Raw genomic sequence first — 14,831 nt, 5'->3', positions numbered from 1 at the left:
ATAGAAAATGAGATACTAATGACTATAAGATCAACAAAGAAAACGAAAATAGAATTATCTTTACATGAGCCCATTGGTATGGATAAAGAAGGTAATGAAATAAATCTTCTTGATATTTTAGGTTCAGATGTTGATGAAATACTTAATGAAGTAGATTTGAAATTACAAATAAAAAAATTATATAAAGCAATTAATCAGGTATTAAAAGATAGAGAAAAAGCTATAATTGAATTGAGATATGGTCTTATAGACGGTAGCTGCAAGACTCAAAGAGAGATTGCTTCTATGTTAGGCATATCAAGATCTTATGTATCGAGAATCGAAACAAGGGCTCTTGCAAAATTAAATAAAACTTTATCAGGTAAATAAACTAATCCAGGCCATATAACATCCTGGATTAATTTATTTATTAAATTATCTAATTGGGGCTGTTATTCTGTTAAGAATATCTTCTATATCTCTAGTAAAATTAGTTATAGGACGACCGCTTCCTATATTTGTACTCATGGTCCTTATTCTATTATAAAGAGTAGGATCTGAGGTTACAGATACCTTTTTTATGTTCTTATCCGCAGTTTTCGCAGCAGCTTCTACCTTTTGTTGAAGATTAGAACCTATTGTATTATTAGCATTTCCTTTTACATCACATCCAACAACAGCTGTATTTCCATGAATTACTACAGAAGCAGTATCTATTTCTGGTAATGCAGTAACACGTTTTGCTATAGCATCAGCTCTTGTTGATAATTGACTAACATCGTTGGTCATCATACCGCTATCTAGATTAGTTCTGTTTCTAATTACAGTATCATTAGCAACATTGTTTTCCCTAACAACATTATTATTTAGATAATTGTTATCTCTAACAACACCATCATCAAGAGAGTAATTATCTCTAACCATACCATTGTTAAGATTCGTATTTAATCTATCTCTGGTATTCAAAGGTGTATTATTCATCCAACGATTGTTAGTATTGTTATCATATAGTCTAGTTTGGGTAGACATATTTCTTAAATTTGTACTTTTTGGAGTACAACCTGCCATTGCAGCTATTAAAGTCATAGATAATCCTACAGTCACAATTTTATTTTTTTTCAAATTATCCACCTCCTATAGATAGTTTTGCACAGAACGGTTTTTTTATTTAAGCTAGTTTTTATGTAATTTGTCTAATCTAACCATATTTAAATTTTTTTGTTTTTTTATAACCATATATTGAATAATTAGAATGTTGCATATTTGGATTTTATGATATAATATAGCTGATTAGGAGGAGGATAATGAAGACTACTTGGGAAACAAAACTTTATTGTTTAATAGGAAATCCAATAGATAAATCTCTATCACCGATAATACATAATAGTATTTTTACCATTTTAAATAAAAATAGTATGTATCTTGGATTTAATATAGAAAATGGAAACTTAAAATCTGCAATAGAGGGACTTAAGGCTCTAAAAGTAAAAGGTTTTAATGTAACTATTCCATATAAGAAATCTATAATCAAATATTTAGATGATATTACATTTGAGGCTAATGCCATAGGAGCTGTGAATACTGTAAAAAATCATAATGGAAAACTTATAGGATATAATACAGATGCTGGTGGATTTTTACAAACTTTTTATGACAATGACATAAAAATAAAAAATAAAAATGTTCTTATTATAGGTGCAGGAGGAGCTGCCTATGGAATAGCTTCATCTCTAGCAATTAACGGTGTAAATAGTATAACTATAGCTAATAGAACATTAAATAATAGTATTCGTTTAAAAGAAAATATAAATAGGATAAATAATAAGGTAATAACCAAAATAATTAATTTGAATCTTAATGATTTAAATAAAAAAGATATTGATATTATTATTAATATCACATCTATAGGTATGTATCCTTTAGAAAATATGTCACCATTAGAATTAAATGGATTTTCTTTAGATACAATTGTTTATGATATAGTATATAAACCTTATGAAACTAAATTAATAAAAGAAGCTAAGTCTAAGGGATTCAAAACTTTTAACGGAATATCTATGCTTTTAAATCAAGCTATTTTTAGTCAAAATATTTGGGGAAATTTAGATAAAAAAATAAATTTGGAAATATTTAAAAAAATAGAAGGAATTTTACCTAGTTATATAGAATAGTTTATGAAAGAATATATGATTTCAGGTGGAAATATGGAAAGAAAAAGATTAAAGTTGGGGGAATTATTATTAAATGCTGGGAAGATAAGTGAAAAACAGTTAAAAGATGCACTAGCTATACAAAAAAAATCTGGTAAAAAACTTGGGGAAGTTTTAGTATCTGAAAAATTCGTAAAAGAAGATGATATAATAGAGGTTTTAGAATTTCAGCTTGGCATACCATATATAAATTTAGATCAATATGAGATAAATTCAGAAGTAGCTACAATTATTCCAGAAAGTATAGTAAAAAGGTATGAACTCATAGCCATAGATAAAAAAGAAAATTCATTAATAGTGGCTATGGTTGACCCATTAAATATTTTTGCATTAGATGATATAAAGCTTTTTGTAAAATTAGATATTCAGCCGGTTATATCTATAAGAGAAAAAATACTTAGAAGCATAGATAAGTTTTATAGAGAAGAAACTACAAAGAAGGTACTGGAAGAATTTGAAGAAAGCTTTTTACCGATAAATGCTGATGAGATTGAAGATGCGGAATTATTGGAGGTAACCACTGCCCCCATAGTTAAGCTTTTAAACTCTATAATAGAACAAGCAGTTCGAGAAAAAGCTTCAGATATACATATAGAGCCATATGCAGAAGATATAAGGGTGAGGTTTCGTATAGATGGAGAATTAAGAGAAATTATGATGCTTTCAAAAACTAGCCTTTCAGCCATAATCACTAGGATAAAAATTATTGGAAGAATGAATATAGCTGAAAAGAGAGTACCTCAAGATGGTAGGATAGAGGCAAAGGTTAATGGTAGTGAAATAGATATGAGAATATCTACATTGCCTACAGTATATGGAGAAAAAATTGTAATAAGGCTACTGGATAGGTCAAGCTTTATGTTTACAAAGGAGGCTCTAGGTTTTAATAATAAAGATTTAGAAACCTTTGATAAAATATTAAGTCAGCCATATGGAATGCTTTTAGTTACAGGACCTACTGGTAGTGGAAAGACAACTACTTTGTACACTATACTTCAAGAGATTAATAAAATAGAAAAGAACGTAATTACAATAGAGGATCCAGTAGAATATAAGCTAAACGGAGTTAATCAAGTTCAAGTAAATACAAAGGCTGGACTTACTTTTGCATCTGGACTTAGGTCTGTTCTCAGACAGGATCCTGATATAATAATGGTTGGAGAAATAAGGGACGGAGAAACTGCTGAAATTGCAATTAGGGCAGCCATTACAGGTCATCTTGTATTATCTACTTTACACACTAATGACAGTCCTTCTACTGTAGCTAGGCTTATTGATATGGGAATTGAACCATATCTCGTTTCTTCTGCTGTTGTTGGAATAGTATCTCAAAGACTAGTAAAATTACTTTGCTGTAAATGCAAGGAAAAATATGAGGCTGGATATTTAGAGAAGAAAGTATTAGGTGTAAATGAAAAAGAAAAATTAATATTGAATAAACCTATAGGCTGTAGCTCATGTAATGATGGATATAAGGGTAGAGTTGCTGTCCATGAATTAATGCCTATTGATAAAACCATTAGACAACTTATAGACAAAAGAGCTAATATAGATGAATTAAGGAAACAAGCTATAAATAGAGGGATGACTACTTTGTTACAATCAGCAGCAACTTTAGCAATATCAGGAGATACTTCTTATGAAGAAGTATTAAGGGTAGGATTTACATTAGGATAGGAGGATGATTGGTGAATGTAATAGGGTTAGTGAATATAGCTACAAAAGAAAAAGCATCAGATATTCATATAACAGTGGGTATATCTCCAGTTTTAAGGGTCAACGGTAATTTAATAAATTTAGATGGAGAGAAATTAAAGCCTGAAGATACTAAGGCATTAGTGTATGAAGCATTAAATGAAAATTTAATAAAGGAACTTGAGGAAAAGGGAGAAGTGGATACTTCTTTTTCTAGTCCAGGAATAGGTAGATATAGAGTAAATGCATATAAACAAAGAGGATCTTATGGTATGGCTTTAAGGATAATTCCTTTGGAAGTACCCACAATAGAAGAACTAGGACTTCCAAAGGTGGTTAAAGATTTGGCCAGATTACCTAGAGGACTTATATTAGTAACAGGACCAACTGGAAGCGGAAAATCAACTACATTAGCATCTATGATAAATCAAATAAATAATGAAAGGAGATGCCATATACTTACTCTTGAGGATCCTATAGAATATCTTCATAAACATAATAAAAGCATAGTAAATCAAAGAGAAATAGGTACAGATTCCATCTCCTTTGCTAATAGTTTAAGAGCAGCTCTTCGCCAAGATCCAGATGTTATTTTGGTAGGGGAGATGAGAGATTTAGAAACCATATCCATAGCACTTACTGCAGCAGAAACAGGACATTTAGTTCTTTCTACCCTTCATACAATTGGTGCTGCAAAAACTATAGACAGAGTCATAGATGTTTTCCCACCACATCAGCAACAGCAGGTACGAATACAGTTCTTATCTGTAATACAATCCATTATATCTCAACAACTATTACCAAGGGCAGATGAAAGCGGAAGAATAGCAGCCTTTGAAATAATGATAGCAACAACTGCTATAAGGAATTTAATTAGGGAGGAAAAGATTCATCAAATCGATACAGCTATACAAACAGGAGCTAAATTTCACATGCAAACTATGGATAATTCCCTATTGGAACTTTATCAAAAAGGATTAATCACTAAGGATACTGTATTAATGCAGTCAATTAATCAAGATAATGTTAGAAGATATATTATTTAGGGTAAGATGAATATGATATATAAATATAAAGCGATATCTCAAAAAGGTGAAGTAATAGAAGGTTTTTTTGAAGGAAATGAGGAAAGCGACGTCTTAACAATGTTAAGAGGAAATAAATATCTTCCTATTTCAGTGGAAAAAGATGTAGGTACTGAAGCTCAAATCGATATTTTTTCTAAGAAAGTAAAGAAGAAAGATTTAGCAGTATTTTGCAGGCAATTTTATACAATGCTTGATGCAGGCATAGGAATAGTAAAATGTATTGATATATTGGAAAAACAGTCTGAAAGTAAACCATTGGTAAAGGCACTAGGCTCTTTACATGAGGATGTTCAAAAAGGGTTTACATTATCAGAAGGTATGAAAAAACATCCAAAAGTATTTCCATCTCTACTCATTAATATGGTTGAAGCTGGAGAAATTAGTGGGAGTTTGGATATCATAATGGAAAGAATGGCAGTACATTTTGAAAAGGAAAATAAATTAGAAAATAAAGTTAAATCTGCATTAATATATCCAATAGTGTTGTCGATAGTTTCAATTGCAGTTATAATATTTTTATTAGTAGCTGTTATGCCAACATTTATAGGAATGTTTGAATCTAGTGGGCAAGTTTTGCCGATTCCAACTCAAATATTATTAGGTATAAGTAATTGGATAACAGAATTCTGGTATTTATTTATAATATTAGTCATTGGAATAGTAGTAGGATTTACAGTATTTAAGCAAACAACTACAGGAAAAAGCTTTTTAGATGCATTAAAACTTAAGATTCCAATAGTGAAGGATACTAATATTAAGATAATTACATCTAGGTTTACGAGAACTTTATCAACTTTAATGTCTAGTGGTATACCACTTCTTCAATCAATGGATATAGTATCTAAGGTAGTGGGAAATAAAGTAGTTTATGATAGATTGATTGTAGCATCAGAAAATATAAGAAAGGGAGTTTCTTTATCTAAGGTAGTTAATGAAGTAAAGATATTTCCTCCAATGGTAGACTCTATGATAAAAGTAGGTGAAGAATCAGGTTCCTTAGATGATATACTATATAAAACAGCAGATTTTTATGACGATGAAGTAGAAGTAGCATTACAGAGAATGACTAGCCTAATGGAACCTATTATGTTAATTTTTATGGCATTGATTATAGGATTTATAGTGATAGCAATGGCTATGCCAATGTTTGATATGGTTAATACAATACAATGATGATAAATAACTTAAAGTGTAAAATATAGATAAATAAGTTCAAATTTAAATATATTTAATTAAACTATGAGGCTGCTTATCTATAATTATAGTTATCAATATTTAATTGGAGATTACTTTAAGATTAACAATTAACATAACTATTACTAAAATAGTTTCATATATTGACATAGTAAAATGCTTATTATAATATAAAACAAATTAAATTATCGAAATATGAATATTTCCTCGGCAAAGCTAAGGAAACTTAGTGACGCAAAGCTTGAGTCTAAGATTATCCAAAGGATAATGATGATCGTTCAGCTGCATAAATAATTATATATTTATGCAGCTTTTTTGTACATAAAATTATTTAGATTTACATTTACATAATATGCATAAATTATTACAGACTCCTTTAAATTATCATATATAAGTATGGAAAAGATATTAAGCTTTAATCTATAATTTACAATTCAAAATTCTTGGATTTTATTTACATAAAGGTAGTAATTCTAGAAGGAAGATTGTTAAAAAATAAAATTTTAAGGGGGAAGAGTAATGTTAAAAAAGATTAACAAAAAAAGAAACAGAAAGGGATTCACTTTAGTCGAATTAGTAGTAGTTATTGCTATATTAGGGATTTTATCAGCTATAGCGGTGCCTAAGTTGGGAGCATCAAGAAAAAATGCAGCAAACACTGCACACGAGGCAAATATTAGAGCCTTAACTGGTGCTGCAACTATGTTTATAGCTGATACTGGGGTGCCAACGGCAGAAATTAAATGGACTCCAAAAGGAGGAACTAAAGCTAGTGATATAACGGACACATCTACCAATGATAATAAATGGGCTTTGTATTTGCAAGAATGGCCAAAGGCTCCTACGGGAATAAGTAAAACTGAGGATAATGGAAAAGATTATACGGTAACAATTAAAGAAACTGGAGACATAGAAGTAAATAATGAAACAGCGGCAACACCATAGGTATGGACGACATTGTATCTTAAGAAATAGAATGATAACTTTTATGGGTAGTTGATTACAATTAATAACGATGTGTTAGAGGTGTCCATATATTGGCATTTAGATAATTAATAATATAGTTAGAATTTCAGATTAAGTTAATGCTACATTAAAGGAGTTAAATCAATGACCATATTAATTTCTCTATACGGGTTACTAATAGGTTCTTTTTTAAACGTATGTATATATAGAATACCAAAGGAGGAAAGTATAGTTTTTCCTCCATCCCATTGCTCTAATTGTAATATGAGATTAAAATGGTATGATTTAATACCAGTATTTAGCTTTGTATTCCAAAGAGGAAAATGCAGATATTGTGGGGAGAAAATCTCCTCCCAATATCTAATCATTGAACTATTAAATGCTATAATTTACTTAATTATATATAAAAAGTTTGGATTTACATTAGAACTCTTTTTCTATGGATTTTTATTTTCTCTACTTATTATAATTACTATAATCGATTTAAAGCATATGATAATATTAGATACTTTAGTTATATTGATTTTAGCTTTTTCCATTATGTATAAAATTTTATCATATTTATTATATAGAAAATCACCAGAGTTATTAAATAGTATCGGAGGATTAGTCTTAAGCGGATTATTCTTTATCCTTATTATTTTAATCTCTAAAGGTGGAATGGGTGGAGGAGATGTAACTTTAATTGGGGCATTAGGATTTATCTTAGGCATAAGAAACATATTTCTAGCCATATTTTTGTCTTTTACATTAGGTGCAATTATTTCTATATTCTTATTGATTACGAAAATTAAGGGAAGAAAAGATCCTATACCTTTTGGACCTTTCATTGTATTAGGATTTTTTATAGTAGTATTTTGGGGAGAGGAATTAATAAATTGGTATATGAATATATTTTTTAGGAGTATTGTATGAAATCAAATATAAGGAATGGATTTACTTTGATTGAAGTTGTAATTTCTATTATGTTGTTGGGAATTATAAGTATTGCAATTTTACCAATGTTTATGTACTCAGTTAAATATGCAAAATGGAATAATGTTAAATTTACAGCATTAGAATTAGCATATACACAGGTAGAATGGCTAAAGACATTGGACTATGATGACTTAGGACTAGATATTTCTGACTATTCTCCTAAAGGAAAAGTAAATCCTGATGGTTATATGGATTCTTCAGAGTCTATAAAGATTGATAATGTTGAATACGATTTACATACTAGCATATATTGGGAAAAAGATACATCTGTTACTGGTGAACCGGTATCACAGGCAATGAAGAAAGTAGATGTCTTAGTAGAAGCTAAAGATATTTTTTCGGGTAAAACAAAGGAGTATTCTATACTTGGAACTCTGATTTCTAGAGAAGGGGAAAGGGAATTTTCAGAGCCAGGATATGTAATTATTAAAGTATATTTTCGTAGTGCTAATAATCCGGAAAAAAATGTAAAAGTAGGATTAGGAAAATTTCAAGACTATTCCTATTATACTAATACTGATAATAAAGGAGAAGCTTTATTTGGAGGATTAAAAGATGGTGAATATAAAGTTGAACCTGTAAATTGGAAAAATGGAGAGATAATGACAATACCAAATGGCGTAGAGAGAGATAATAATAGAATTCAAAATTGGAAAACAGTAAAAAATATAATAATTCCTAGATGGGAAAAAAGTAAAAATGATGAGATAGAATATCCTGTTGAATCCTTTTTAATAGATTTTCCAGGGTATATAGATATTCCTAGAAAAAATCAATATCATGAAAATACTACTGTTGAAATCAAACCTACTGGAGAATCATACATACCAGTTGAGGGAGAGGATACTAGCTATATGTTATTGAATATGAATATTAAAGATATCACTAGTATTAAGTTTTGGAGATTATGGAATTACGAGTATTCAATTAGGAATGAAAAAGAAGAATATTTTTTTATAGATAGTGTAACAGGAAAACTATGGGATGGTAAATTTGATGATTCTAGTTTAATGAAAGCCTCAGTTAAAAAATTAGATTTAGCTATTGGAATGGAAGATGTAGAAGTTTTATTGGATAAAGATAAGGCTAATGGGATTAAAGAAATTATTATTGAATTTACATCAGGGATTAATAATATAGATGAAATGATTTTTTTATTAAATGATATTGAAGTTTCAAATGATTTATATTCAATTACTCAAATAATTCCTGGAAAAAATAATAAATTTAGAATAAAATTTGATTTGCCCATTGAAGTTAATGAAGATATTTTAAGTTTTAAGATACTTAATTATGAAGATATTATAAATATTTATGGAATGAGCATAGCAGAGGAAAAAAGCATATCTATTTTAAAATTGAAATAACCGGGAGTAGAATTTATATGAAACAAAGTAAAGTTAGAAAAGGTATTACCTTAATTGAACTTTTGATTGTTGTACCAATGATTTCTATTATTTTAATTGTTATATATAATATGCTTTTTTTAACAAATCTAAGCTTTAAATATGTAGAGCAAACTTTTAATATTAATGAAGATGTACGAAGTTTTGTAAGTAGTATTCAAAAAGAGGCTAATGAAGGAAAAAAGGCTAATGAAAATACTGTTTTATATAAAGAAGATGAGATGAATAGCGGAGAACTCTCTATATATACGGATGTTGATGACGATGGAGTACCAGAGTTAGTAAGGTATAGACTTATAGAAAATAAGATTATAAAGGATATGAAAAAGGCTACTAATAGTAAGTATCCATTTGAATATAAAAATGATTTCTATAATGAAAAGATAATTTTGACTAATGTAATAAATAAAGACATATTTGGAGATATAGAAAGAGTAGAAGAACATGATAAATATCAAGATGAAAATGATCATAGAAGAAAAGTCAAGATGATAATAAAGATATCTAAGGGTGAGAATAATAGTCCAATTATAATAGACACTTTTTTAGTTACTAAAAGCAGAACTAGTTTTGAAAATTAGGGGGGGCTATATGAATGAGTTAATAAATAATAAAGGAATGACTTTACCCATAATTTTAATTACATTTTCTATTATGATGATTTTGGGATTTGCTAGTTTATTTATGACATCTACTCAATCTAAGCTTAATATAACGGATGATAGTTCTCAAAAGGCATTGAAATATGCTGAGGCAGGATATAATAAATATTTATGGCATTTAAATGATGACCTTAATTTTTATAGTAAAGATGAACATTATGAAATAATGAATAAGCCTATTGAATTTCAAGATGGATATTTTATGCTTGATGTTTCTAAACCAAGTGAGTCAGATAGATTTGTGACAATAATATCTACAGGTTGGACTAAGGATAATCCCAGTACTAAAAAATCAATATTAGCTAAAGTGAGAAAAAAGCAATTTGTTCATCATGTTTATGTTAGTGATAATGATGGACCAAATATATGGTGGACATCTGGAGATGAAAGTCATGGACCTTATCATACTAATGGAACATTTAGAGCACAGGAAGGCAATAGAATTAATAATGCTACTTATCCAATCTTTTATGATACTGTAACATATTATGGTGAAGTAGGAAAGAGAAAAATTGATGATAGAATTTCCAGTAGAAATAAAGAAAAGGCGTATTTAATGGGAGAGCCTAAAGGAGAAATGGAGCTTAGATTTCCCAACTCAAACCGAGACTTAAAAAGTTGGGCAGAAAAAGATAACATGGTTTTCTATGGCAGAACATGTATTTATCTTGATGGAGATAATATAAAAATTAGAAATCAAAATTTTGACGATATAAAAATATATAGCATATCAAAGGATATACCTAATTTAGTTATTTATGTAGATAAGGTACCAGATGATGATAAAAGTATAAAAGGGAATAATGATAAATTTGGAATTCGTTCTGGAAATATATTTATTTCTGGTAAATTAAAAGGCAGACTTACAATTGGTGCTGAGGATACTATTTATATTACTTATGACGATCCAACCAATTGGTATGATTATGATCCTATGGATATTTACAATAAAAATAAGAAACCTAATCAACCACCTCTTATATTCACTTGGGGAGGGAAGACAAATAATACTTATCCTGAATCTGGCGGTATTGAATATACCAATACTATTTTTAGTGGAAATAAAAATGGAATAGGTTCCAACCTTTCATCTTATGACAATGAAAAAAATATATATATGAGATATTCTTTTGCAAAAGATGATAAAAGCAAACCAGGAAAGGATATGTTAGGGTTAATAGCAAATAAGAATGTTTTAATATTACATTACGGCTGGCCAAAGAAAGCACATAATTCTGATGGAAGAGATGATAATTGGAATTTTCAATGGGAATGGAGAAATTATGGAGGTATAATAAGGCCAGATTATAGATGGGGAACAAGAAATATAACTTATGATATGGGGCCTTATAATATTACAATTCATGCTGCTATTTTTTCTGTTTTTAGAGGATATGGATTCGGATATGAAGATGCAACAGTAGGTTATAAAAAAGGTGATATTACATTGTGGGGAAATATAACTCAAAGAGAGAGAAAAGCTGTTGGAACAGTTAATGGAACTGGATATAAGAAAAAATATGCCCATGATCCCAGAATGTTCTATGATTATCCGCCTCATATACTAGAGCCGACTAATGTAGGTTGGGAAGTTCATGAATGGAAAGAAATAAAAGACCATGTGATAGAGAAACAATAAAAGGAGGTAATGCCTATGAGATTACCATCAATCCCAAGAAAAGCCCTATCTATAGACTTTGGTTCTAAAGAAATCAAAGTCATAGAAGGTAAGTATTCCAAAAACAATATTCAAATATTTAAAGCTATTACAATACCTATAGAATCTTATTTCTATAAAAATGGTGAAATATTAAATAAGGATGTATTATCTACTTTAATAATTGATGCATTAAAGGATAATAAAATTTCAACTGATTCAGTATATGCTATTATAAATAGTTCCAATATTATAACTAGGGAAATTACTATACCAAAAGTCTCAAAAGATGAGATAGACTCTATTATTAAATATCAATTAGATGATTTTTTCCCAGTAAGTCCTGAGGAATATATAATTAATCACCTAATTATAGGAAATAGAATAGAAGATGAAGTAGAAAAGATAAACATTCTTTTAATAGGGATACCTAAAGATATGATTGAAAGTCATTTTGAACTAATAAAGAATATAGGTTTAAAACCACAAGTTTTAGATTATCAGAGTAATTCAATGGCTAAGCTATTAGGTTTTAATGAGAGAGTAAATGGATTGTATAATACTAGAGATCTAGTATTAGCATCAATAGATATAGGATATAATAGTTCTAAACTTGCAATAATAAAAAATGGAAATATAGAGGTGTCTAGGATTATAGATATAGGAGCAGAACTATTATATGAAGATCTAGGAGAATTTTTTGATTGTTCTTTAAATGAAATGGAGCAAAAGATTGAGGAAATAGAAGATATATCCATATATAAAGAAGAATATACGGAATATTATAGATTGGTAAACATTGTAAAAAATATATTTATTAATCTAATGGAAAAAATTGAAATGATATTTAGATATTATATTACTAGAGATTCAAGTAATATAATCAATTTTATTGTATTGGAAGGTGGACTTTCTAATATTAATGGTGTGGACAACCTGTTTTCAAATTATTTTAATATCCCTGCTATTAAATTACTTTCCTTAGATAAAATAAAGTGGGATGGAGATTTAAGCAAATTTTCCAATGCAATAGGTGGATTAATTCGATTTGATAAGGTGTAAAGATGAGAGATTTAAACTTTTTTGAAATCTATATAGAAAAGAAAGAATTTAAAATAGATAAAAAAATTATATATTTCACCGTACTAATATCCGTGGCTATATCAGTATTAATTTTTTTAATATATAGTGAAATAGTTATAAGGCGAGAAACAAAGATAGTAAAAAGTCTTAGGAGTACAGTGGAAGATTCCAAAACTTTGGAAAAGGTTGAGGAGATTAGAGAAAAAGAAATAGAAGTAAAGAAATTTAGAGAATCTGTGGAAAAACTAAAGCTACTGGATACAGCCATTAGTGAAAGAGATACAGTTGATAAAGTTTTATTGGATAAGATTAATGATAATATTCCAGATGAAATATTTCTTACATCTCTAAGTATACAAGGGGAAGATATCTATATAGTTGGTATATCTAAGGATAAATGGGCAATTGCTGAATTTCAGAAGGGGCTAGAATCCTTAGAAAATTGCGAAGAGATTTTTGTATCCAATATATCAAAACAAGGAGAAAATTATAATTTTAGTTTGAACATTACATTAATGGGTGTGGATAATAATGGAGAAGTCATTGAAGAGGAAAATCAAAATTAGAGAATTAACTAAAAATGAGAAATTTCTTTTAAGTATTTTAGGAATTGTTTTATTGACTTTGGGAAGCTATAAATTTATTATTACACCACTGTCCAATAAAATAGCAAATTTAAATGCACAGAAATTAGAATATCAACTAAAAATAAATGAAATTAATGATGTACTTAGGAAGGAAAGTGATATTAATAAAGAATGGGATACTTTACACGAAGAAAAAGAAAATATAATATCCAAATATTTTCCAAAATTAGATCAAGCTCAGATAATATATTTATTAAATGAATTATTAGAGCATGATACAGTTTCTATAGTAGATATAAATTTTAATAGACCTAGTTATGAAGATATAGGTGATTTTCAGGTAAAGAACATGGACATATCTGTACCATATAATGGCTCATATAAAGGAATTATAGATATTATAGGAGCATTACAAAATAGTCCTAGAAATATATTATTGGAAAGTATATCTATGGATAGAGATATTGCTGGGAACTTAGATGGAAATATGATATTAAAGGTATATGCCTTAGATGGTATTGTAGATACAGATAGTGATGTAGTATATATAGATATATCAAATGATGAAGTTAAAAATACTCCATTTATTCCCTATGAAGAGTTTAAGGATGAAAGTAATGAGTGTATTATAAAAAATACAGAAGTAAAGCCTTATATAGAGGAGATCTTACTAGATTTTGAAAATAAAAATACATATTTTTTGCCTTCTCACGAACTTGTTAAAGGTTCTATTACTCAATCTACTAAAGCGAAATCAAAGAAATTTTCTTTAAGATTTGAATATGATATTATAGCTGTTGAAGAAGAAAATCGGGGCTTTATAGATGCTTCTAAAAACAATGTAATAATTAAATATCCATCAAATTCCATAGGGCTTTGGGTTTATTCTTATGATTATTCTCCTGCTACTATTGGGATCCTATTTCTCGGTCAAATGGGAGAGGAAATTTATCTTCCTTTGACTAAAGGCATAGGCTGGACTGGATGGAAATATATAGAGACAACTCCTCCAGAGGACTTAAATGTTTATCCTCTTAAATTAGATAAATTATATGTTGAAATTCCTAAAGATAGGGATGATTATGGTGTTCTTCTAATGGATAAATTGGAAGTAGTATATACTAGAAATATTGATGAAGATGGAAATGATATAAATGCAGGGGATTATATTTTTCATGTGGTTAGAAAGGGTGATACTTTAGAGAAAATAAGTATGGAATATTATGATACTAATAGATATACAAATGACATATTGAAACTTAATGAAATGAAATCTAGTGATGAATTATACGTTGGGAAGATTCTTGTATTAAAAAAGCCATAAGA

The 14,831-nt window shown here is 28.7% G+C and carries 14 protein-coding genes and 1 riboswitch; of the genes, 13 read left to right on the top strand and 1 reads right to left on the bottom strand.

Going from position 1 to position 14,831, the window contains the following annotated elements; genetic code table 11:
- On the top strand, nt 1–369 hold a 369-nt coding region (locus ABWP20_RS11325), incomplete at its 5' end, for a sigma-70 family RNA polymerase sigma factor (RefSeq protein WP_353095915.1).
- A 45-nt stretch (nt 370–414) separates the two neighbouring features.
- Here the strand turns inward: ABWP20_RS11325 and ABWP20_RS11320 are convergent.
- Entirely contained in the window at nt 415–1,101 is a 687-nt protein-coding gene (locus tag ABWP20_RS11320; RefSeq protein WP_353095914.1) for a YhcN/YlaJ family sporulation lipoprotein, read from the bottom strand.
- A 182-nt stretch (nt 1,102–1,283) separates the two neighbouring features.
- Here ABWP20_RS11320 and aroE point away from each other — a divergent pair, with 182 nt between their 5' ends.
- The 12 genes from aroE to ABWP20_RS11260 all read left to right on the top strand — a co-directional run bounded on the left by aroE (nt 1,284) and on the right by ABWP20_RS11260 (nt 14,829).
- Nucleotides 1,284–2,150 (top strand): shikimate dehydrogenase, encoded by an 867-nt coding sequence (aroE, locus tag ABWP20_RS11315; RefSeq protein ID WP_353095913.1) that lies wholly within the window; start codon nt 1,284–1,286, stop codon nt 2,148–2,150.
- 33 nt (nt 2,151–2,183) lie between these two features.
- Nucleotides 2,184–3,866, top strand: a complete 1,683-nt coding sequence (locus tag ABWP20_RS11310; protein ID WP_353095912.1) for a GspE/PulE family protein — start codon at nt 2,184–2,186, stop codon at nt 3,864–3,866.
- Between the two features lie 11 nt (nt 3,867–3,877).
- Entirely contained in the window at nt 3,878–4,930 is a 1,053-nt protein-coding gene (locus ABWP20_RS11305) for a type IV pilus twitching motility protein PilT (protein WP_353095911.1), read from the top strand.
- Nucleotides 4,931–4,942: 12 nt separating this feature from the next.
- Nucleotides 4,943–6,145, top strand: a complete 1,203-nt coding sequence (locus tag ABWP20_RS11300; RefSeq protein WP_353095910.1) for a type II secretion system F family protein — start codon at nt 4,943–4,945, stop codon at nt 6,143–6,145.
- Nucleotides 6,146–6,365: 220 nt separating this feature from the next.
- Nucleotides 6,366–6,456: riboswitch (cyclic di-GMP riboswitch) on the top strand.
- A gap of 229 nt (nt 6,457–6,685) precedes the next feature.
- On the top strand, nt 6,686–7,111 hold the full coding sequence (locus tag ABWP20_RS11295) for a type II secretion system protein (protein ID WP_353095909.1): 426 nt from the start codon (nt 6,686–6,688) through the stop codon (nt 7,109–7,111).
- 165 nt (nt 7,112–7,276) lie between these two features.
- On the top strand, nt 7,277–8,047 hold the full coding sequence (locus tag ABWP20_RS11290) for a prepilin peptidase (protein ID WP_353095908.1): 771 nt from the start codon (nt 7,277–7,279) through the stop codon (nt 8,045–8,047).
- Nucleotides 8,044–9,477 (top strand): type IV pilus modification PilV family protein, encoded by a 1,434-nt coding sequence (locus ABWP20_RS11285; RefSeq protein WP_353095907.1) that lies wholly within the window; start codon nt 8,044–8,046, stop codon nt 9,475–9,477. The genes ABWP20_RS11290 and ABWP20_RS11285 overlap by 4 nt, the downstream gene beginning before the upstream one ends.
- A gap of 17 nt (nt 9,478–9,494) precedes the next feature.
- Nucleotides 9,495–10,097 carry a PilW family protein gene (locus tag ABWP20_RS11280; protein WP_353095906.1) on the top strand — a complete coding sequence of 201 codons (603 nt, stop codon included), beginning with the start codon at nt 9,495–9,497 and terminating at the stop codon, nt 10,095–10,097.
- Nucleotides 10,098–10,107: 10 nt separating this feature from the next.
- On the top strand, nt 10,108–11,817 hold the full coding sequence (locus ABWP20_RS11275) for a hypothetical protein (protein ID WP_353095905.1): 1,710 nt from the start codon (nt 10,108–10,110) through the stop codon (nt 11,815–11,817).
- A gap of 15 nt (nt 11,818–11,832) precedes the next feature.
- Complete coding sequence (pilM, locus tag ABWP20_RS11270) at nt 11,833–12,897, top strand: pilus assembly protein PilM (protein ID WP_353095904.1); 1,065 nt, start codon at nt 11,833–11,835, stop codon at nt 12,895–12,897.
- Between the two features lie 2 nt (nt 12,898–12,899).
- Nucleotides 12,900–13,484 (top strand): PilN domain-containing protein, encoded by a 585-nt coding sequence (locus ABWP20_RS11265; RefSeq protein WP_353095903.1) that lies wholly within the window; start codon nt 12,900–12,902, stop codon nt 13,482–13,484.
- Nucleotides 13,450–14,829 (top strand): LysM peptidoglycan-binding domain-containing protein, encoded by a 1,380-nt coding sequence (locus ABWP20_RS11260; protein WP_353095902.1) that lies wholly within the window; start codon nt 13,450–13,452, stop codon nt 14,827–14,829. Before ABWP20_RS11265 ends, ABWP20_RS11260 begins: the two co-directional genes overlap by 35 nt.
- Nucleotides 14,830–14,831 lie beyond the last annotated feature (2 nt).

The sequence above is a fragment of the Tissierella praeacuta genome (genome assembly GCF_040396155.1).
Lineage (GTDB): Bacteria > Bacillota > Clostridia > Tissierellales > Tissierellaceae > Tissierella > Tissierella praeacuta_A.
The sequence above is the reverse complement of the archived record's forward strand: the minus strand, read 5'-3'. Positions and strand labels throughout refer to the sequence as shown.